We start from the raw sequence: 23,475 nt of genomic DNA, 5'->3' as shown, positions 1-23,475 counted from the left end.
TTCTCCGTCAAGCTACGGCGGCCGCTATGTTAGCAAATAGACCAACGCGAATATCTTTAGCCTCAAAAACCCTAACATCATCACAGTTAACCCATCCATCGGCTATACCAAGAAATAGTTTACGGCTAATAATTCGTTTTAAGTCAAGATGATATCGCACTTTTTTTGCTGTAGGCACAATCTGACCACTAAATTTAACGTCACATGCTGAAATCGCTCGGCCAGCACCATGCCCACCAAGCCAACCAAGCATAAAGCCAAGCAATTGCCATAGAGCATCCATGCCTAGGCATCCTGGCATTACCGGATCATTCTCGAAATGGCATGGAAAAAACCAAAGGTCAGGCTTTATATCGAGCTCAGCCTCAACTTCACCCTTGTCGTTAGCACCGCCAACTTCAGCGATATGAGTAATGCGATCAAACATAAGCATAGGCGGTAGTGGAAGTCGAGCGTTACCAGGGCCAAATAAGCGTCCATGGGCGCATTCGAGAAGATCATTGTAGGAAAAGCTACTCCGCTTCTTTAGTTCCAAAGCCTGCCTCGCCGTTCGTGGGTCCGTCACTCTTATCGTAAACAAGGCATACATACTTGCAGTGCAATCAAAATGAGTCTCACTCTATATTCAATTAATCCCGAACAAACTACATTGAAACTTAATATCTATGAAGAATAAGCATTAGTAATTTGCAAAATTTCATAATAATGCTTTTATTTCAAAGAAAACTCTTTATAGATTGGGTTTTAAAAGTAAAATTACACAGCACAACAAAATACAATTTTTTAATTGTATTCATTAGAAACAAACAAAATATTGCAAACTGCATTAGCGCGAATAACTTTTTACCTTTATTTTATTACCTCAATTCTGCTTAACAGCATTATGTTAAATATGATGCTGATTAGCACAATCATCGCAGATTATAACAATAAAGATAGTCTCAGCGAGAGACCAGATACTTTTGCATAATTTGCAAACATTATAATATTTTACACAATCATGTGATAAAGTAATTTTTTTAACTTATTTTTAACACAATATCGATAACTGACTAGCATAAATTAGTTAAGCCTTGTCAATCTTAAAAGACTCTTTTGTATAAAGATAACGCAAAAACATTATAATATTTATAATCCATTAATTGATCAAAATATTGTTATTATTTTAGGTGATATCTTCCCAAGCTTTACGTTATACATTGCTTACCTAAAGCACAAAGCCAGAATGCATTACTTCTTCTCAATAATTGTTATTATCAATTATGACCCATAGTAAGATACCTTAAAAAGATTTTTCATAATCTTGCGAAATTTGCGCCTTACTTTTTTTGTTTTCATTTAATAATAGCCAATATTCAGATGCTATTCTAGAGTATGTTAATATATAATAAAGCAGTTATTTTTAATCTAAAATTACTAACAACTGTTAAATAAATTATACTAATTGGCAAACTAGTTAGAACAATCTTTGGCTGTTGTTATTCAATATCAATCTATAATAAAACAGTTTTTTGTATCATTTTAAATCCTACAAAATAACAAACACTGTCTTTTGTTTAAAGTCAATAAAAAATTATTTTGCATATTTTATTAGTGATAACACAAGCAAATATTTCTCCTGAGTTATTTTTAAATCAAGAGTAACATTTTAATTTTTATTAAAAAATAAAATCATGGATTTAAAGCAAATGTAGTATAAATAGCTGAAATACTGCTAAGTCTAAATTATTAAACTCTTGTTAGAAGAGAGACGCGTTAGTTCATTGGAGACTGATAAAACAACCTTTTCTAGTTAAACTATACCAAATTAATACAGAAAACATTAAGTAACTTAACGCCTAATTTTAAACAATAACAATACGGAATGTTCTAAAGATTATCAAGAGCAACATCAACGTAAATGTAGATTCATCTAACGATAAACTGTTACATAATATAAAAAATTAATCAATTGTCAATACAAAATATAAAAAAATTAGTTAAAATATAAACCACCTATATTTAGCATAGTTAATAAAAAAAATTAAATTTTAATCTAGTTGAAATAATGGCAGTAAAATTAATAATAACACATTTATTTAAAAAAAAGTATGTGAATTTTATGCATATCTGATATTATTTTAATATTAATTAAAAAATAATGAGAATATTTTCATTAATTAATATTAAAATTTTTTGCTATAAAAAATTTTTTCTACAGAATTCTTCTAGCCCATCCTAGTAGGGACAAATAATAGTCGGTTTTTTAGATAAATTTCACTTTTTTTTAAAGAGGAAATTCATTAACTTAATTTTTAAGTATTCATTGTTCGAATTTAATAAGCATTGCTTTATCTTAAATAAGATTAGCATAGCAACATAAATACTAATCTTCTGTGTAGTTTACAAATGATTTTAATAAAACATCGTTTACAGATTTAAACAAATTAAATTCATAGTAGCAAATTTAATAACTATGTAATTGCTCTTAAATTACAGAAGATACAAAAATTTTGTATGCTTTCTTGAAAAGAATTTTTCATTTTAGCGCACAAATTAACTAAGCTAACACAAGGAAACATGACTGAAAATATCTTCATAAATACTAATCAGTAAAAATCTACTTAAAGATAGACAGCTTATCTTTTGATTTGAATAATATTTTTTTTAAGCTTAATTATACATCGTTCATAAATTTAATATTTATTACTTAATAACAACAAAAATAGTAAGTTTAATCTTTATTAGCTGCAATCGGTATATTGCCCAGATCGCAATTTACTCAATGGTAAATTAATTAATCTTTATTTTACATAAAAGGAGCTTGTTAACAAATAAAACGTTGATTGAATTACTAGGACAAAATAAAAAAAACTACCGCCATAATTTAAAGGTCTTTATTCATTATAAAATATGCATTCATAATAATAAGGGATAAGTTAATCTAAACAATACTTAAGTAGTTTTGTTGTATAATCTTTTTTGTACAAAAAAGATTATATTTAAAATGTAATAGATATACCTAGTATCCTTAACTTACTATCTTGACGCAAATAGCCTCTTGATATCGTTAGAATTAAACACCATAAGCGTATTGATATATCTGCAAGAATGATGAATATATCAATACGACAAAGATCAGCGTTGATCTCCTTAAATATTCAATCTCTGAAGAGAACAAAGCGAGCTATAGATGTTATTTTATTACAAATATCAGCTAAGATGATCGTGCAAGGATAGTGGATAATGAGTATCCATAATGTCTTACACTAGGTTATGCAACAAACCAAAGATTATCTTGGAATTCAAAAAAAATAAGATTTACCTCACTTAATAATCACAGTTCCATTTACTGTTTTAGAAACAATACACTTACTGTATACATAGACCTGTAGCTATCTTCAGGTAAAGAATCATATCTTGCTCGATTGGTTTCATTTTTACTTTCCGATTTTTCTCAAAATCCAATTTTTCTAATTAACTGAAGCAAAGTATGCCTTTTCCATTTAGATTTTTCCAACAAGCTAAACTTGAGCTAACTCGCAAAAGATATACCGTGAGTTATTAATTGATTATGTAAAAATTCGATCTGAAATTTTTAAGATAGCAATTAAATGATCAACACCCACTTTTGTTTTATGATCGTTTTTTGAGGCGGAAAGCTTTTAAAGTATAATCTCCTAATATCACTAATCAAAATACAATTAGTCTGTTTTTAGGTTGCTTTAAAACATCAGCAAGCAAATTAAGTATCAATCTACCATCGCTAAATCATAATTCATTTTTAACTAGATAAACCTTTACATCCTAATTATCATTGAACTAGTATAAGAAAAATCGTCATTTAGATAAAAAACCTTAAGGTATAAAATCTATATAGCTATTGTATAGCAAAACAGGGACATCATTATCGCGCACAGACAACCACTAGAAATAAAACTATTTTGGCTAGATCTTTTACGTAAAGTAAAACAAGTTCACATTTTCAGTAAGAAGATAATTACATTCTTAGTATCGCATGATTAATTCTTTATCATTAAAAGCATAACTAATAATAGCAACTTAGTAAGGATTTATACAAATAATAATAACTTGATATAGAATTTTAGCCTGCTAATGGAAACAAATGGCCACTAACAATGTGTTGAATAGACGGCCACTAATTGCTGAATAATATCTATATTGATATGCTGATTATTGCGTGACGATTTCAAGACTTTAATCTAACTAGATTAGCAAAAATTAAGTTACTTAGCTATATCTTGTAACTTTTTTCAGTTCCATTAGCTTCAATTGCATAAAAATTGACCGCTATTTACCTCAATTTTTCAAAATCTCATCGTTATTAATTCTGGCTTAAGTAATTGACAATTGACTTACAAATCCGATCTATGAAATTTTTCCCCGCAAAAGTTCAAATTTATAAATATTAGCAATTACGATTTTAAGGAGCCTTAGAGATAAAGAAGCTTTCTAGCGAAATTGACAACAAACCAAACATCAGTGCAACTAGCGATCATCTAATTGTTAAGATTAAGGTAGGCCAGCATCTCGCAACACGAGCTGATTCGAATTGCATCAGAATTAGTCTCGTTATCAACTAATTTATTCAAGGTGGTAGCAATATGATAAAATAATTTTCCAGCAAAAATCTATTAACTATAGTGTCAGGCATACGTTCTTAAAGACAATATTGTATAAGAGATAACATACATCGCCCATTATATCCAAAATTAATTTTCCTCCTGTAAAAACTGACGGATCAATAACTTAGTTTCCTCGACCACAGGTTGATCAAAAGCGTTGATACGCATCATCTGAGCAGCAGCGATAGTCTCCAAAATAAACTGCATAATTAACCCACCCATGACTTCCTCATTTAAATTGCTAAAACGAATAAGACGAGTTGGGCAGCAGTTACTAATTAAACTGTCAATAGTTGCTTGCTGCTCTGCTGCCATTAAATCGCCCATAGTATGGCCGAGCAAATAATTAAGAGATTCAGCAGCACTACCAGCAAGTTCACCACGTATACGTCCACCTAAACCACGTGGATCACTGCATATCACGGTAAAAAATTTATCCCTTGGACCAGCAAGATAAAGCTGCATCTGACTATGTTGGTCAACTACGCCCATTGCATTAATTGGAGTAGTGCCATACCCTTCTTTTCCCAAGCTCTCGGCCCAAAGTTGGCGAAACCAGATAGACAATCGTTCAAGTCTTTCTACATAAGGCAAAAAAACGGTTTGATTAATTCCATGATCCCTGGCTAGTGCCACGTTAATTGCAGCTCCAGCTATAGCAGGATTGTCTAGCGGATTTTTAGCAAAAATAGTTGCATCCAACACAGCAGCCGCTCCGCGACGCACTCCTTCAACATTAATGCCAGCAATGGCAGCAGGAAGTAATCCGGCCGTCGATAAAGCAGAAAATCGGCCTATGACCTTAGGGTCATAGTCTAGACAAAGAAGACCATGTGTGGCAGCAATGCGACGCATTGGGTTATCAGTCGGTTCTGTAAGGCAAATTATTTGAGTGCTAAAATTTTTATTACCCAATCTATCAATTACGATTAAAAGTTTTGTTAAAGTCTCAGTCGTACTACCCGATTTAGATATAGCTAGAAAGCCTGTTTTTTCCTTATCAAAACTAGATAAGCGTGAATCAAAACTAATAGGGTCAATATTATCAAGAAAGTGTATTCGCGGGGCAGTAATAACACAGCCATCTACCAAAGCGCAAATAGTAGCACTGCCCAAAGTAGAACCACCAATGCCAAGAATTACTACATCGTCATAGAGTGACTGATATCGATCGACTATAGGTTTCCAAGAAACAATATCATCACGATGGTAAGGCAAGTTTAATATAGGAAGAGTACCGTCATTACAACGTGCTCGAATAAACTCTAAAGCGATACTCCCTAATTCTGCCATCTCCTTAAATTTTTTCAGCGAAAATCCACCATCAACTTTATGCATAAAACAAGCGTCAATATCGTTGGCGATGGGTAGTTTGTGAAACATTCAACTTATCCCAATATCATCAAAAAAGTACGCTTATCCCTTTAGCAAAGTTAGATCTTATAAAAACTATTTAGTAGATATTAAATTATTAAAAATATTAAAGGATATTAAATCTTCTCAAGAGAAAAAGCAACAGATACTATACAAGGTCTTTAAAGATGACTCAAGCATGACGCAACTCGAGCAAATTCGACACGAATGATATAAATTTTCTTCAACTATTTTGACTGCTTACCGTCATTTTAACTGATAGTACAAAATAAATAATGATAAACTTTATTGATTACAGTATAAAAAAACAATTATAATATATCAATTTGGCTGTTTTTATATATTTGCTATATATTAATAGCAAATATATCGTTTGTATTACCTCGGATAGTACAAATATCGTTTATTTTCTTATTAACTTATCTAGTAATTATTTTATCTATAATCTCGTTAATCATTGGCATCTAAAATCTATTGTAGTAATCATCTATCTTAATATTGCTTAATGATATATAATTTAATCGTTAATAAAAAGTGCTAATACTCATTGAGTAAAATTTTTATCTTAAAAAGAGAATATTTTTATGAAGGTTGAACATTTTATCATATTCTTATTTAGAAGAATTCTGATCATTATTCAATTGGGCTAATCTAATTTTCAACACTAGCGTTTTATCTGATATAAATACTGTTCTACCAAACAAGCTGTATTCTCCATAAGAGAAATACGTAAAAAATATAAAACTAAATATTCTAAATAAAGCACGGGTAAATTAGTATTTTTTCTAATAAGTCATTGCCTATAAATAATTAGCAATATAGTTTGATCATTTTAACTAATTCATCAAGGCTGAAATTGGCAGTATACAGTGAGAAAATCACATAATGAAACAGCTTAAGATTATAGAGTAAGTTAAAATATATTTGCTATTTATTATAATAAACAAAAGCCATATCATAAAACAAACTAAGCAATTTTGCATAATTGCTTTACGCTTTAAAAACGAAAAATTGCTTCTAGCAAGAAGCAAAATCACTGAAAATAAATATCTCTTAGTACATTTTATTGCTTGCACTATAATATCTTATAGTTAGAGTTTCTGACTATAAGATATTATAGTTGTAATAAATTCTTCTTTTTTTTAGAATTTAATTGCTTGATTGTTTATTAAGATTGAATATGAAATGGAAAACCTAATAATAGCGATATTTGACTCTACAATAGCACTAACATAAAAGCCTAAAACAAGATCTCGGAATGCATCTACCGTAGAAGATTAATGTTGCAGAGATAACCATCTGATTGACAACTCCTTTTAAAAAAAAATTAATTTTACTAGCATATAGGTTTAAACTATAAAAGCTAGAAAGCGCAGTACCTATTGTAAAAATAGTAGTACAATAACAATATTTAATTATTTGGAGCTAAATATAACTACAAAAACAAGCTAACCCTAATAGGATAATATTCTATGCTAGAATTTATTCTTATGTAATTAATGCCAAAGAAACCCAAAGATAGTCAATTATCTGCTAATAAGTACCGTTATTGATAGAATTAATAGAGTATCTGAAAAAAATAAATAAATCACAATAAAAGTAAATCGCTCTAAGCAATTTCTCATTAAATGCATGAAGAGTAAATATTTTTATACATTGTTAGCACTACAAAGTAATCTTAATTTAAAAATTAATGATCTTCAAAGAGATCTTACTATTTTAGCAAAGAGCATTAATCTTTATCAAAACGATCTAGTATATAAGTACTTTATTTATGATTATTTTTATAGGTTAATAATAATGGTTATAAAGTAATATACAGCTTAAGTAGATTTTTGCCTGGAAACAAAAGTATCGACGACTTTTTTATTTCCTTCACAGTCAAACAATACCTCAAGCTTACCTCTTTTATAAACTTTGATTACAGTTCCCATACCAAATTTTTTATGAAAAACCCTTTCTTCTACAGAAAATTTATCAGATCTAAAACTGTTATTCGTAGATAAATCACCCTTAATTTTTGGATTTTCTGTATGAATATTATCATACTTTTGGTAAATGTAGTCTGTATTGCGAATTATAGAATTATTTGCAGTCTTGCGACTGTCCAGAGCAGATACTCTGAATTTATTCTTTTGAATATACCTAACGTCATCAAAGTAGCAGTGACTGATATTAGTATTATAAGAGCTAAAATTTCCAATCATTGCTAAATGCTCTACTGGCATTTCAGAAATAAATCGTGAAGGAATTGCATTTTGCCAAAATCCCTGCAGATAGCGATTAGCAGCAAAAACTATTTCTACATGTTTTCGCGCTCTAGTTAAACCGACATAAGCAAGTCTTCGCTCCTCCTCCAAAGCATCAACACCTTTGTTATCAATAGCGTGCTGATTAGGGAAAATTCCCTCCTCCCAGCCAGGAAGAAAGACAACTTCAAACTCTAATCCCTTAGCAGCATGCAATGTCATTAGACTAACTTGCTCAAATTCTATAGCATCAACTCCTTCCATAACTAAGGAGATATGTTCTAAAAAATTATCAAGGCTACTAAACTTTTCTAAAGTAGTTAGTAACTCGCTTATATTATCCAAGCGATTCAGTGCTTCTTGCGAAGAATCCTTCTGCAAAAAAGCAATATAACCGCTTTCGTTTATCACCTTGGTAGTAAGTTTCGATAAGGAATCATTTTCTGATGCCTTGCGCCAGCGTGCAAAATTTTTCATTAGCAAGCTAATTGTTTGTCTTGCAGCAGGTTTTAATACATTATCCTGCACAATATGCTCCGCGGCTATTGTTAGAGGAATGTTGTTTATTCGAGCATAGTGGAATAAAATGCGTTCTGTCGACTTGCCAATACGGCGAGCGGGAACGTTAATTATTCTCTCAAAGGCTAAATCATTTTGTGGCTGGGATATTACTTGTAAATAGGAGATAACATCGCGTATCTCCTTACTGTCATAAAATCGTACAGCCGGAGTAGTCTTATAAGGCACACCAAGAGTAACTAGCTGCTCTTCGAAAGCACGAATCTGAAAACCATTGCGTACAAGCACAGCTATTTCGCGTAAAGGCACATTAGTCTTATGATAATGTTTAATTCGTTCGCAAATAACTCTTGTTTCCTCATAACCATCACGTACACAGCGCACAATGACTTGCTCGCCGTCATCTCCTCTCGTCCACAAAATCTTACCCAAACGACCTTTGTTATACGCAATCAAACTAGAAGCGACAGCTAGGATGCGAGAAGTAGAGCGATAATTTTGTTCTAACCTAACAACTTTAGCTCCAGGAAAGTCATTCTCAAAGTTAATAATATTAGCAATTTCCGCTCCACGCCAAGCGTAAATCGACTGATCATCATCACCTACACAACAAATGTTTTTATAATTTTGAGCCAGCAAACGCAGCCACAAATATTGAACTAAATTAGTGTCTTGATATTCATCCACCATTATATATCGGAATTGATTTTGATACTGCTGTAGTACATACATATTATTTTGGAATAAAGTAAGACAATGTAGAATAAGGTCACCAAAATCAACGGCATTCATGTTTATCAACCTATCTTGATAACGCTGATAGATTTGTTTTGGATTACTTACGAATATATTACCAAATTTAGTAGAATAAAGCTTATCTGGAGTCAAGCCACGATCTTTCCAACGCTGGAAAATACCTACTAATGCTCGAGCGGGACAATGCTTCTCTTCAATATTTTCATCTCGTAAAACTTGCTTTATTAAGCTGATTTGCTGATCAGTATCCAATATAGAAAAATTTGATTTAAGCCCTATAAGATCAGCATGCTGTCGTAAAATCTTAGAGCACAGCGCATGAAAGGTACCTAAACAGATTTGTTTTGTCGCAGAGCCAACAATTTTGCTGACTCGTTCTTTCATTTCATAGGCTGCTTTGTTTGTGAATGTAACAGCTAGAACATTCCTTGGATCAACTTTCTCCACAGTCAAGATGCGAGTAAGACGACTTGCCAACACCCGAGTTTTACCAGTACCAGCACCAGCTAATACCAATACAGGACCATCTAGTGCCTCTACTGCAACCAGTTGATCATCATTTAAACCAGCTAGATAATTATATTGTGGACACATCCCGACACAGAACAGGTACGTTTGCACAAAACTAGATCTAAATAAAGGCTTATACAATCAGTCAAATAAATTTATAATTGCCCCATACCCACACCACTCTTAAAAATTTTAAGATAAATTTATTATACAAAACCCCTCAATATATCTAAAAAATATACTAATTTTTGTATTCAAATATCTTATTTTGTAATGATAATAAAATTATATCGCTTTGATTTATTAGAACAATTTTCGCTAATTTGTTCTAGTCATTTGGATATCATTAATCAAGTAACTAAGCTATTGCACTTTATTATAGATATAGAATTTTAACTAATTCTACTCATTATTAAGACCATTTCTTGACATGTATAATCAGTTTAAGCATTTTTCTAGTTTTCATTATTGAAATAATAAATATGTTCAAGTATATGGGATTAATTTGTTAAATTAACTTCATATAAAAATTATTTTAATAATTTTTGCTCTATACTAAGCAATATTAAGTAAATTTATAAAAAAACTATCGTATTTTAAATCATCTAAAATTGTTAACTAAACAAATAAAATCATTAATTTACTTACAGTATAATTTAATTTATTCAACAATAAAAATTAACACTCGTAATAAAAAATTATCTAAAAAATGAATAAGCATTCGGTATATGAATAACAATTTGATTAAATAAAAACTTATTTGATCAACATTAGTAAACAGGTTTGATTATAAATCATTGTATCAAAAATCTATATAAACTTAAGATAGGTAATTTGACTTGCAAGTAAAATAAATAGACTGCAAAGTAACAAATACTGCAAGATTGATGCTAAAAAACAATAATATACAGTGCGTTATAACAACAACTTTACTAAGTACCTAAATTCTACCTTAGCAAGCTTAATAACAACCTATCTAACGCCCATCTTAACGTAGAGATACATAGGCTTACTTCGATTGCAAGATAATAAAAATATTTTATATCAAAGCAATAATTAATAAATTCAAACAATTATTTTATCAAAAATAAACATATTAATTTTAATAGCAAATTATTTATATTCGATAATTAAGATGAAAAAAAGTGCATATAAATATTGTATTATACAATAATAAAATTAATCTGTAATATTTCAATGCTATAAACACTAACAAATTTGTTATGAAAAAAAAATTTCTAATTACCTTAGCACAACTTAACCCTTGCGTCGGTAATATCGATGCGAATTTAAATAAATTACGCACAGTACGTGCCCAAGTTGCTAACGAAAACGCTGATTTAATCCTAACACCAGAACTTTACGCTTGTGGATATCCACCAGAGGATCTAGTGCTTAATCCGATGTTTATCGGTGAAATTCGTAACGCGGTGGAAAAATTGCTTATTGAAACTGCAGATGGGGGCCCGGCTATACTGCTGGGTGCGCCGTGGATAGAAGAAAACAAGCTGTACAATGCCATGTTGTTACTGGATAAAGGTAAATTACAGGCAGTCCGATATAAAGTAAACCTACCAAATTACGGTGTGTTTGACGAAAAAAGACTATTTAATAGTGGTCCCTTGCCTAAGCCGATAGAAGTACGCGGTTTGCGTCTTGGTGTTCCAATTTGTGAAGATATCTGGACCTCTGACGTAGTAGAAAACATTAAAGCTGGTGGTGGGGAGCTTTTATTAGTCCCTAACGGTTCTCCATTCGATAGTCAAAAAATGGAAAATCGTTTGCAAAATGCCATATCACGTGTAATTGAAAGCAGATTGCCAATGGTCTATTTAAACCAAGTTGGCGGCCAAGACGAAATGGTATTTGACGGTGCATCATTTGTCCTAAATGCTAACCAAACGTTGTCAACTTATCTTCCTGCTTGGGAAGAATCGGTAGTTACTACAACCTGGACGCGTGGATTAGAAGGTTGGTGTTGCGCGCAGACTAATACAATAGAACCAAAATACGGTCTGGTAGCGATATATCGTGCTATGGTAGTAGGATTGCGCGACTACGTAAACAAAAATAGTTTTTCTGGCATCATCTTAGGAATGTCTGGCGGTATTGACAGCGCACTGTCGGCGACATTAGCGGTTGATGCTTTAGGCGCAAAGAAAGTACGTTGTGTGATTATGCCATCTCCGTATACCAGCAATCATAGCGTAGAAGATGCGTTAGAAGTTGCTAAACGACTTGGAGTTAAGCACAGCAATATTAATATTGGCTCAGCTATGCTAACTTTCGAGAACATATTAACCAAGCATGTGGGCGTTATATCGCAGAATCGCATTGAAGAAAATCTCCAAGCACGTTTACGAGGTATCCTCTTAATGGCTCTGTCTAATAAGTTTGGGTACATGGTGCTATCTACCAGTAATAAATCAGAAATCTCTATTGGATACACGACTCTATACGGCGATATGTGCGGTGGTTATTCGGTATTAAAAGATGTATACAAGAGTACAATATTTAAGCTTTGTAGCTGGCGTAATTCTAATAAGCCACCAGATTGTTATGGACCAGATGATGAATGTATACCCCCACGCATTATTAGTAAGCCACCATCTGCTGAATTAAAGCCAGGACAAAAGGATATAGATACATTACCTGTATATTCAGTGCTGGATAAAATATTAATTCATTTAGTCGAAAAAGAAACACCGTTAACTGAGATCATAGCTAACGGGTATGATAAAGACACTGTGCTACAAGTCTGGCACATGTTTAATCGAGCAGAATATAAGCGTCGCCAAGCCCCTCCTGGAATTAAACTAACTTGTCGATCTTTCGGGAAAGAACGGCGATACCCAATCACTAATGCATTTGCTCATACGTATAAGTTGAAAGATATCTGACGAGCAAATACAAAGAAATTTACACTGTGAGACAATTAGGGGTTTTATGGCAGTATTTGTCCGTTTTGCGCCAAGCCCAACTGGGCTTCTACATGTTGGAAATACCCGTCAAGCGTTAATCAATTGGCTATTTGCTCGCGCCCATGGCGGTGATTTTATGCTACGTTCTGATGATACTGATGCTAAACGTAGTACAATTGAATTTGCAGAAAAGATAAAACGCGACCTAAATTGGCTTGGCCTTACTTGGGATGTATTTTCTCGACAATCTGACCGTTTAAACCGCTATGCTGCTGAAGCTGAAAGACTAAAACAAATGGGATGGCTTTACCCTTGCTATGAAAGTGCCGAAGAGCTAATACTAAAACGTAGAAAGCAACTATCTGCAGGCAAACCACCAATATATGATCGATCTGCACTTTCCTTAAGTTATGATGAAAAAGCAGCAAAAAAAGCCAAAGGCATATTACCGTACTGGCGCTTTAAGCTAAATCATGAAACAGTCACTTGGAATGATATAATTCTCGGTAGAAGTGAGCGAGACATGGCTTTGCAATCTGATCCAATCATGATACGTGCCGATGGCAGCCCAGCCTATTTTATGGCCTCAGTAGTCGATGATATTGACTTTTCTATTCTTTACATCATTCGTGGTGAGGACCATGTAACCAATTCCGCTACCCAGATACAAATTTTTCGCGCATTAGGAGCACAACCTCCAATGCTAGGACACACTTCGTTAATTGTAGCCGCTGATGGCTCTAGCTTATCCAAGCGCCTTGGAAGTATTAGCTTAGAGGAATTGAGAGAAACGCATAAGTTAGAAGCAATGGCGATTAATTCTCTTTTGTCTGGACTAGGTACCAACAAAATTGTACCTGCAACAGCAATGCAACAAATTGTCGAAAACTTCGATATAACCCGCTATAGTCGCGCAAATCCACATTTTCTTTTGGATAATCTAATACAAATTAATGCAAAAATCTTGCAAGAAACATCTTACATTGACGTTGCCGATCGTCTTTTAAATCTAGAAGTGAGTGGTGGAGAAAAATTCTGGAAAGCTGTACGTGGTAATATAACTAGACTATACGAAGTCAAAGAGTGGTGGATTGTGCTTAACACTCCAATCACACCTATGATTGCCGAAGAAGATACTGAATTCTGTACTACAGCTGCTGATTTGTTACCATTCGAAGAGCTTAACAAAAACACTTGGGATATGTGGATTACTGCGATAAAATTAAAAACTGCTCGAAATGGTAAATCATTATTTATGACTTTGCGCAAAGCTTTAACAGCAAAAGATTCTGGGCCACAACTTAAGGATATTTTGCCTATGATGAGTCGTCAAAAAATAATTGCTCGATTGCGCGGAGAAATTGCTTAACTAAAAGATTAAATTTTTCTTCTTTGCCCGCTTCTCTATTGTCATTCTATTTTTTTTTGGAATACAAAAATCTATCATTAATGATTGAGGGCGCCAACATATCCACCCGGAATCCAAGACATGAAGCTCAAGATTACCAATACGCTCATGCGCAAAAAGCAAGTATTTCACACAATAGATCCATTGAATGTGCGTGTATATGTCTGCGGACCGACAGTATATGATTATGCTCACGTAGGCAATGCGCGGCCTGCTGTAGTTTTTGACGTTTTAGTCCGTTTGTTGCGACATATTTATGGTGAAGCACATGTTACTTACGTTACTAACATAACCGATGTTGACGATAAAATTATTAATCGCTCTAAGGAGCTAGGAATAACAATGGAGGTACTAACTAGAGAAATAACAAATATATATAAAGCAGATATGGATGCGATTGGCGTTAACAAACCTAACGTACAACCACGTGCTACTGAGCATATAGGAGCGATGATCGCCCTTACACAACGATTAATTAACCTTAGACATGCTTATATTACTAATAATCATGTGTTATTCAATGTTCATTCTGCGGCTAATTACGGTCAACTTTCACGCCGTTACGAACAAGAGTTTATTGCTGAATCGCGAATTGATCTAGTCTCTTTTAAACGCAACCCATCTGATTTCGTCCTGTGGAAACCCACTGCAAATGACCAACAAGGATGGGATAGTCCATGGGGTCATGGGCGGCCAGGTTGGCACATAGAATGCTCAGCTATGGCTGCAAATAATTTAGGTGAAATATTTGATATACACGGTGGTGGAATTGATCTGATATTTCCACATCACGAAAACGAGATCGCCCAGAGTAGCTGTGCTTTTGGCCATGGAACTATGGCAAATTACTGGATGCATAACGGTTTCGTAACGGTAGAAGGTGAAGTAATGTCGAAATCGCTTCGTAACTTTTACACTGTCCACGATTTACTCTCTAGATGGCCTGGTGAAGCAATCCGTTTGTTGCTTCTTTCCGCTCACTATCGCCAACCACTAAATTTTTCTAAGTTTGGTCTGTATAAAGCTAAAATCCAGCTCGACAAGCTGTACGGTGCAATAAATCGAGCACAAGAATCTGGTTACACTCCTCAGTCTAGTCTAGTTCAAGATAATAATCTAGTCTTTTCTGCTTTGTGTGATGACCTAAATACGCCGTTAGCATTAACTGCCCTGCATCAAATCGCTCGAAAATTAAATATCGCGCTTACCAATAAATTTTGTACTTGGGAAATATCTAATCTGATGTATAAGTTGCTAAACTGGGGCAAATTATTAGGTTTGCTTCAAAGCGATGTTAAAGTTTGGTTCAAGGGAGAATATGGCAAAGAAGACACAGAAATCGAAGCATTAATTGCTGCACGCGGTGCTGCTCGCAAAGCGCATAACTTTAAAGAAGCTGATAAAATTAGAGATAAATTTAAAGCCCGAGGAATCAAACTAGAAGACGGAATTGGTAACACTACTTGGAAGAAAATGAAATAGGATAAATCTTCTGCGTTATTTTATCACAGTTTGGAAATTATCCTATCCTAATATTTATATTGTTTGATTATTAAAATACGTTTAACCGACAGTAGAATACAATTACTAAATAATAATCGTTAATTACATTATACATAATTCTATTACTCTACTATAAAAAACAAGTGATAGAAAACAAGTGATAGATATATCATGTTAGCTAGTATTTAATTACTAAACTAGATAATTTATATTGTCTCAATTAAAAAGTACAAATATCCTAATCTAACTTTACAGCAGTCAATTAATTAATTTTATTTAATGAATAACACAAAAAAATAATTGGCCTTTCTCAAAAAACAGCTTAAGTATTCTATTTTTTTCGATTAAATTGCAAGAATGTCATGCCTTTATAATTAGATAAGGTACCAATATAGGCAAATCTTTATATGCTATTCGTGCATAATATTTAACATTTTAATCAATTAAATCAGTTTAGCCGATTTAATTTTAGCTTTGTTATTAATTTACTTGACATAATAAGTAAACTTTTACAGTGTAAAATACAGCTAATAAAGAAAACTAGCGCTTTGGTTAATTTCTCACTATAAACATACAATAATTTCTTTCCCATCACTCTTACCCTAACATACAAACGTTACATACTTTATTAAAAAAACACTAATTAAGATTAGCCATAGCTATAAATCTATTAATTTTATTATAACTCTGTTAGTCTCAAATTCAATTTGAGATTGTATATCCCCATAATTGAACCAAAAAGCATATTACGAGTTAACTCAACCAGTCATTGCTTTATTAATCACAATTTTTTTACAAAAATTCTTACTATAGCAAAATTAGTTACATTATCGAATAAGCTTGCTGCAGTTGACAAATAAAAATATCGAAATGATAATAGACTTTAATACGTCATATTTTTACAAGATAACCAAGCTATTGACTCAGATAAAAAACAATGGTACATTAAAAACTTATGTAATAATTAATTAAATGTTTTGTAAAATTTTATTGAGGATAGATGTTTATAATGCTAAGAATGATTAGCCATGAGTAATTTTTTTAAACATATAATCTTGCTCTCTAGCTAAAATCAATTAAACATTAAAAACTGTTGTATACTGATGCCCATTCAGTTAAAAACTGGTTTAGTAAAATTATCATTCTATTTATTCAATAGTTCAAATAAAGCCAAATTAATTAAAAATAACGATCATATAAAACAAGGCTCAAATTTAACAATACAGCATAATGGTCAAAACTAAACTGATTAGAAAATTTTAATCTATACTAGCAATAAAAAGCAATAAATTTCTTTAATGCGCAATTAATCCCCAACAGAAATGTCTATCTTTATAACAAAAGTTAATTTTATGTAATAATTAAATTAGCTTTATCAGAGCCAAATAACGCCTAAAGATACAAACAAAAAAAATGATTCATTTCCACAAAAACAACAATGTAAAGTTAAATAACCATTGTTATAGAATATTAAAACAATTCTATAATTAATCTTTGGTACAGAAAGGAATCAGCAAATTATAGCCAATTCCTTTCTGCGCACAAAATTACTCACGATTACCAAAGAGTTGTAGTAAAAACAAAAATAGATTGATAAAATCGAGATACAAGGTTAACGCACCAATCATTGTCTTTTTACCAACAACACCAAAGCCATCTATTTCGCTATACATATCCTTTATGCGCTGAGTGTCGTAAGCAGTTAGGATTGAAAATACCAGTACACCAGCAACCGATATTGCAAATTGAAGAGCAGAAGATGTTAAGAATATATTCACAATGCTAGCCAGCATAACTCCAAACAACCCCATTACTGCAAAAGTACCAAGTCCTGAAAGAATTTTCCTTGTTGTGTATCCATATAGATTCAAACCTGCAAAAGCTGCCGAGGTGATAAAAAACACCCGAGCAATGCTTTCACCAGCGTAGACAAGGAATATCGAGGAAATAGACAATCCCATCAAAGAAGCAAAAATATAGAACAAGATCCGTGCAGATGAGAGCGACATGCTTGCAACTCGTGCGGAGATCAGGAGCACCATACCAATCGGTGCCAACATAACTACCCAGCGCAGTTCTGACATATAGACCGCTTCACCAAAAGAGGTCAAAGATCCGTCCTGGACTAACAACATAGCAGTGCTAGATGCAACAACGCCAGTTAAAATCAGGGCCGTAACCATGTGATTATAAACGCCGAGCATGTACTGGCGCAGACCAACATCGTATCGAGCGACATCAGCTTGTGACCGAGACATTGTTTGACGATCGTAATTCATATAATAACCTCATTAAATCTGCCCCGGCTCATGCCGGGTAACTCTAGCTTAAAATAAGATCAGCAAGCACTTGCTTCAACTATTTTTTTTGATCCCAAAGTTTACCAACAAAATTCCGCAAAAATTGATAGTTTTATGTTACTAAATGTTTGTTAATGTTTAATTAGATTGCTTTCTTTGCTTAAACTAAGAAAAACGAAGTATGTTATTTTAATAAAAGAACAATATAAAAAATAATCTATCCTAGCGTGTTTTTTTTTTGATTTCGAACTAATTTTCATCTATCATGCAGGTCATAGATTCGGTTATTAAACTAACAGATCCTACTATTCGTTATGTTTAAGAAAATGATTAATTACGCCAACGCGGCTAGTCTATAAAAATCCTAAAGTAAAACGTGTAATATTAATAAGGTATTTTATTTAGGCGTATTTTTAGATTATTAGAAACGCAAAACTATAAACAGTCTGATTTATTTCACCGCATTACTAGTATTAATAGCAAAGTTATTGTGTAATTATTTTTTTTCAAAATTATTCCTTAGCTTTACTTCATTAATGCATTATGAATTATCTGTCGCAATTACGACAATTTTATTTGGTGTTTACAAGAATAACATACAGAAAAAATAGCGAGTAAGCGAGCAAATGTATTTTAATGAATATCAAGATCAAGATGCTCTTGGACTAGCAAGGCTAATTCGTAAAGGTGAAGTTTCGGCCAGTGAAGTAGTCCTTGCTGCTCTAACACGGGCTGACGCTATCAATCCAAAAATTAACGCTATAGTTTCCCGGCGTGATGATGTCGCTCTTGCTCAAACATACGCTCCATTAATCAAGCAACCGTTTGGTGGTGTGCCTTTTGTGTTTAAGGATCTAGATTGTTGGCAAGAAGGATGGTTAGCAGAATCAGGCTCTAAGCTTTGGGAGGGATTTGTCGCTCCGATTGACTTTACGTACACTAAGCGGGTAAAAAAAGCTGGGTTTATTCCTATCGCTCGTACCGCGACATCAGAATTTGGACTTAGTATTTCTACCGATACTACACTTTGCGGCCTTACTCGCAACCCTTGGGGGCTGGAACACTCAGCAGGAGGGTCATCAGGAGGAACTGCAGCAGCAGTAGCTGCTGGTATTGTACCTATGGGACATGGCAGTGATGCTGGTGGTTCAATTCGTATTCCAGCCGCTACATGCGGACTCTTTGGATTAAAGCCAACGCGAGGACGTAACCCACTAGGACCATTATTAAGCGAGGGCTGGGCTGGACTGGCTACCCAGCACGTAATATCACGCACTGTACGCGATAGCGCTGCCATGTTAGATGCCACTCATGGTTTTGAATTAGGTGACCCATATTGCTGTCCCTCACCCACACGGCCTTTTCTTGCAGAAGTTACAGCTAAGCCAGATAAATTGCGTGTTGCCTATCACATGATAGGTCTTGGCGAACAGCAACTAGATCCAGTAAATAAAGCAGCTATACATGACGCTGTCAGTTTGTTGGAAGATATGGGACACACAGTAGAAGAAGCATTTCCAATGGTAAATACAGAGATATTAAGTAAAGCCATGCTCGCTATAGTCTCGACTAATCAAAAACAAATGCTTGATAATCGATATTTTCAGCTAGGGCGCGAAGCTGAGTATGGAGATGTAGAACCAATGACTATAGCTTTTGCCGAATACGCTGCAAAATTCTCAGCAATTGACTATGCAAACGCTATCTTTGCTTTTCATCAACTTGGTCGTCAATTTGGAGAATTCTTTGAGCGTTACGACATACTGGTATCTACCGTTCTCTCAGACCCTTTAATAGAAATCAAGACTACTCATACAGAATATGCTACAGCAAAAAGCGTTCTTGAAGAAAGCTGGCAAGCTATGCCAGTTACTCAATTTTTTAACATGACAGGTTGTCCTGCCATGTCAGTTCCGCTTTTCTGGCCCGCTCAAAACTTACCTATTGGTATACATATAGGTGCTGGTTTTGGTCGTGAAGATATGTTATTGCGTCTTGCATCTCAGCTTGAAAAGGCACGTCCGTGGTTTTTCAGGCGGCCAAGACTATTATGAAAAAAAACTTTTTTTTTAAATTAATGCCATAAAACTAATATTATTACTCTATGATGTTTATCGACATAATACCAGAAAGACTTTTAATGGTATCAGTGAGTAGGCAATTTTCTAAAGCAGAAATAAAGCTGGAATAAGTAATGCTGCTAGTCTCTGGATATTAGAAACACTAAAATAAATAAATTAGTTATACAATTCTTGGTAAGGTATCAGTAATAATATTATTCGTATATTAACTCTATAATACCCTTTATTTTCCCATTTTACATAACTTAGATTAATTTTTAAATCTTACTGTTGTGTATGACAACAAATGTCCCAATTTGGATTATTTTAGTATTGAATACGCTTAAATTATTAAGTCGATAACTGTTTCCTAAACACTCAAGTAAATGCCATAAATATTAACTTTCACATTAAAATAGGCATATAAAAATATGCTGATTAAAAAATTTTTCAAGAACAAACATGATGCCTTTAACTATTAAGTCTAAGTTAAATTGTATTTTAAAATGAAACTGATTTTTTCTAAATATATATACTAGCATAATAAATATTTTCTTACTGTAACAGTGTACAATATTATAAATCAGATACAAAGAAATAAATCGAATCAACAAGATCGACTAAGTTTTAACAAATGGCGTGCCCAGCAGGACTCGAACCTGCAACCTTTCGCTTAGAAGGCGGATGCTCTATCCAGTTGAGCTATGGGCACCCTTAAGCGTAGCTTAGAGCTATTAATGCTATTGAGCAGATTAATTCAGTGAGTCCATTGGCTACGTCGATTAAAGGCAAAATTATGTGCGTAAGACTTTGGGTTTAATCTGCGCTCACGCGAATCTTGCAAAGTGAAATCTAACCTATTCCTATTTGCAAATGCAATAGCTTCTTCTTTGCTGTCAAAAGTAATACAAATTTGACCGTTAGTATCTTTAGCAGATACCCATCCCATGAGCGGCTCAGGAATGCGACGAGATTCAGAACAGCATTCCAATATCCAAGATTTATTCTTGCTCCAAGAAAAGTTTAGTGTATTTTTATCATGTTTATAAATCCGAAAGATCATCAAAACTACCTCTTAACATCTTATGGATGCTAGACAAAATCAAATCTTCACAGCCATTGCTTTGATCGGGGTGGACGGATTCGAACCGCCGACTTCCTGCTCCCAAAGCAGATGCGCTACCAGACTGCGCTACACCCCGCAAAGAAACCACGCTAGCGCACAAGATTTAGTATCTACAGACTAGCACCGCTACAAGCGTAGACTACACACGATTAAGTATAAAATTTTAGTCTGCTTGTGTTTTTTTTGCCATTAATACAATACCCAGAATTATTACTCTAACGTGCGCAACAGAGCATTTATAATTTGCTGGAAATAAGCAATTTAATACTTAAAGAAAACACGAAGCTGTAATAATCAGCTATATCTACTTCAAAACTCATCTTCAGCGATCAATTCAAGATCATATGTTTGTATATGTCATTACGTAAAACTTTATCAAGCTCGTTGTTGAGTGAAACAGTACTAGTTGAAAATGACCAATTAATCTCTTGACGAAAACTTCGATTAACAACCTATTTATTAGAATACACGCGCATTAACTCCACAACTTTTAAATATTTTAAGTAAATTAATCTTATAACAATGCTACCTAACAAACATATTTTTTTATCTAGAAAAATTTTAGACACATCTAGCAAAACTAATTCATAATAAAATTCGCTGCAAATCAAACTTGATATATCGGAATAAAATATTAGTTTGAGCAATACCAGCTTTAATCAAAGCACTTTAATTTATTTAAACTGTTCGATTTAACAAACTTGCAGCATATTGCTAAACCGTATTCTTTTATTCAGTCATCTTTAACCATTCATCAGCATTAATTCTCAATTAAGAGAATATATTACTTATTATTATGCTATAATAATAAGTAATATAAAATTTATTCTTGGTTACTATAAAACTTCCAATATTTTACTAATTATCATATCTTAAAAAACTAAAAATGCAAATGATAGACTTCCTAATCCTAATGTTATAAAAGGAATATCTTTAGTATATTCGAATATATTTGAAATCATGCTGATTATTAATATTTTAAGTAAATTCAAGGGTATCTAACAGCTAATTCATCATTAGAACGACAGGCGAAAAATAGTTACTTTCTGACTGCTCATAATATAAGCGCTTTATTTGCTGAATTGACTTGTTATCCATCAAGAGCTGGCATGTGTTATCAACAGTACACACTTTATTCGCCTTAGCTATACCTTACGTAAGAAGGCTTATATAGGCGGCTGTAAGGAAAGAAGTATGCATCCACGTTAAAGTCAAAAAAACCATGAATGGCATCTAACATGTCAGCACTATCACGTACGATGCGTGATATTACATGCTGGGTCTGGGAGAGGTAGGCAGTCCAGCTCAGTCCTCGCTTAATAATGTCCTAGTTCATTGCTTTCTTACGTTGCCTGTAATCCGAAATAGTACGCAACTAAAATCATATCTCGATATTAAATTGTACTTATAGTAATATTAAGTTAAATATAATATAAAATCGTGCAAACGGATTAAGTGAACAGTGCTCAATAAGCGTATAAATCAACTTAAATACAAAATAGCTAGCACTTCATTAAATTCTCCGATGACAATAGCTCTTAATCTTGCCCAAATTGCGGCTGAATCCGGTGAAGTGCCAGTTGGTGCAGTAATAATTAACAAATCTGGCCAACTAATTGCTCGAGCACATAATCAGGTAGAAAGCCCTCCTGATCCCGTAGGTCATGCTGAGATTTTGGCATTAAGAGCAGCTGCTAAAATAATTGGCTCGCCTCGATTAATGCAATGCGATCTAATTGTTACATTAGAACCTTGTGCAATGTGCGCACAAGCAATCGCCCATGCGCGCATACGTCGACTAATTTTTGGAGCTTATAATCAAAATAATGGTGGTGTAGAACATGGAGCACGTATCTTTAACCAACTTTCCTGCCATCACCAACCAGAAGTTATTGGTGGCGTTGAAGAAACTGCTGCATCTTGTTTGCTTAAAGCATTTTTTATTACTAGAAGACAAAACAATAATTGATCGATTGTAAATAGCCGCCATGTATAATTAAGCAATAATCAATGAACAAGTTAATTAGTATTTAAGTTGTGGTTAATTAATAAACTAAGTTTAAATCTCTTAACTAAATATACTAAATACTAATAATAATTCATTTGTATTATTATTAAGGATAT

Annotated in this window: 10 protein-coding genes and 2 tRNA genes; 5 read left to right on the top strand and 7 right to left on the bottom strand. The window is 33.3% G+C overall.

Annotated features, from left to right (window positions below):
• Positions 1-7: 7 nt before the first annotated feature.
• The 3 genes from fabA to A1OE_RS00335 form a co-directional block, all read right to left on the bottom strand.
• Entirely contained in the window at positions 8-589 is a 582-nt protein-coding gene (gene fabA / locus A1OE_RS00350) for a bifunctional 3-hydroxydecanoyl-ACP dehydratase/trans-2-decenoyl-ACP isomerase (protein WP_015087821.1), read from the bottom strand.
• A gap of 4,123 nt (positions 590-4,712) precedes the next feature.
• Positions 4,713-6,008: a hypothetical protein gene (locus tag A1OE_RS00345; protein ID WP_015087816.1), complete on the bottom strand. Its 1,296-nt coding sequence runs from the start codon at positions 6,006-6,008 to the stop codon at positions 4,713-4,715.
• A gap of 1,814 nt (positions 6,009-7,822) precedes the next feature.
• A complete protein-coding gene (locus A1OE_RS00335; protein WP_044283173.1) occupies positions 7,823-10,117 on the bottom strand; it encodes an ATP-dependent helicase in 2,295 nt (764 codons plus the stop codon).
• Between the two features lie 1,139 nt (positions 10,118-11,256).
• On the opposite strand from A1OE_RS00335, the gene A1OE_RS00330 reads away from it, so the two are divergent.
• The 3 genes from A1OE_RS00330 (at position 11,257) to cysS (ending at position 15,844) form a co-directional block, all read left to right on the top strand.
• Positions 11,257-12,933 (top strand): NAD+ synthase, encoded by a 1,677-nt coding sequence (locus A1OE_RS00330; protein WP_044283172.1) that lies wholly within the window; start codon positions 11,257-11,259, stop codon positions 12,931-12,933.
• Between the two features lie 46 nt (positions 12,934-12,979).
• Entirely contained in the window at positions 12,980-14,323 is a 1,344-nt protein-coding gene (gene gltX, locus A1OE_RS00325; protein ID WP_015087807.1) for a glutamate--tRNA ligase, read from the top strand.
• A gap of 120 nt (positions 14,324-14,443) precedes the next feature.
• On the top strand, positions 14,444-15,844 hold the full coding sequence (gene cysS / locus A1OE_RS00320; RefSeq protein ID WP_044283170.1) for a cysteine--tRNA ligase: 1,401 nt from the start codon (positions 14,444-14,446) through the stop codon (positions 15,842-15,844).
• 1,568 nt (positions 15,845-17,412) lie between these two features.
• Here the strand turns inward: cysS and A1OE_RS00315 are convergent.
• The gene (locus A1OE_RS00315) at positions 17,413-18,144 is read right to left on the bottom strand and encodes a Bax inhibitor-1/YccA family protein (protein WP_015087800.1); all 732 of its coding nucleotides are present in this window, start codon (positions 18,142-18,144) and stop codon (positions 17,413-17,415) included.
• Positions 18,145-18,791: 647 nt separating this feature from the next.
• Here A1OE_RS00315 and A1OE_RS00310 point away from each other — a divergent pair.
• Positions 18,792-20,219, top strand: coding sequence for an amidase (locus A1OE_RS00310; protein WP_015087797.1), 1,428 nt, complete (start codon positions 18,792-18,794; stop codon positions 20,217-20,219).
• A gap of 641 nt (positions 20,220-20,860) precedes the next feature.
• On the opposite strand, the gene A1OE_RS00305 is transcribed toward A1OE_RS00310, so the two are convergent.
• From A1OE_RS00305 to A1OE_RS00295, 3 genes are all read right to left on the bottom strand, one after another.
• Positions 20,861-20,937, bottom strand: a tRNA-Arg gene (locus A1OE_RS00305).
• Positions 20,938-20,982: 45 nt separating this feature from the next.
• Positions 20,983-21,288 (bottom strand): NADH dehydrogenase ubiquinone Fe-S protein 4, encoded by a 306-nt coding sequence (locus A1OE_RS00300; RefSeq protein WP_044283169.1) that lies wholly within the window; start codon positions 21,286-21,288, stop codon positions 20,983-20,985.
• 65 nt (positions 21,289-21,353) lie between these two features.
• Positions 21,354-21,427: transfer RNA gene (locus A1OE_RS00295), tRNA-Pro, on the bottom strand.
• 1,449 nt (positions 21,428-22,876) lie between these two features.
• On the opposite strand from A1OE_RS00295, the gene A1OE_RS00290 reads away from it, so the two are divergent.
• Positions 22,877-23,320 (top strand): nucleoside deaminase, encoded by a 444-nt coding sequence (locus A1OE_RS00290; RefSeq protein WP_015087791.1) that lies wholly within the window; start codon positions 22,877-22,879, stop codon positions 23,318-23,320.
• Positions 23,321-23,475: the final 155 nt, after the last annotated feature.

It is taken from the genome of Candidatus Endolissoclinum faulkneri L2 (assembly GCF_000319385.1).
In the GTDB taxonomy this organism is placed as follows: Bacteria; Pseudomonadota; Alphaproteobacteria; order Thalassobaculales; family Thalassobaculaceae; genus Thalassobaculum; species Thalassobaculum faulkneri.
The sequence above is the reverse complement of the archived record's forward strand: the minus strand, read 5'-3'. Positions and strand labels throughout refer to the sequence as shown.

Coding starts and splice junctions, on each gene's coding strand:
- fabA (WP_015087821.1), bottom strand. CDS start 589: ATGTATGCCTTGTTTACGATAAGAGTGACGGACCCACGAACGGCGAGG.
- A1OE_RS00345 (WP_015087816.1), bottom strand. CDS start 6,008: ATGTTTCACAAACTACCCATCGCCAACGATATTGACGCTTGTTTTATG.
- A1OE_RS00335 (WP_044283173.1), bottom strand. CDS start 10,117: ATGTGTCCACAATATAATTATCTAGCTGGTTTAAATGATGATCAACTG.
- A1OE_RS00330 (WP_044283172.1), top strand. CDS start 11,257: ATGAAAAAAAAATTTCTAATTACCTTAGCACAACTTAACCCTTGCGTC.
- gltX (WP_015087807.1), top strand. CDS start 12,980: ATGGCAGTATTTGTCCGTTTTGCGCCAAGCCCAACTGGGCTTCTACAT.
- cysS (WP_044283170.1), top strand. CDS start 14,444: ATGAAGCTCAAGATTACCAATACGCTCATGCGCAAAAAGCAAGTATTT.
- A1OE_RS00315 (WP_015087800.1), bottom strand. CDS start 18,144: ATGAATTACGATCGTCAAACAATGTCTCGGTCACAAGCTGATGTCGCT.
- A1OE_RS00310 (WP_015087797.1), top strand. CDS start 18,792: ATGTATTTTAATGAATATCAAGATCAAGATGCTCTTGGACTAGCAAGG.
- A1OE_RS00300 (WP_044283169.1), bottom strand. CDS start 21,288: ATGATCTTTCGGATTTATAAACATGATAAAAATACACTAAACTTTTCT.
- A1OE_RS00290 (WP_015087791.1), top strand. CDS start 22,877: ATGACAATAGCTCTTAATCTTGCCCAAATTGCGGCTGAATCCGGTGAA.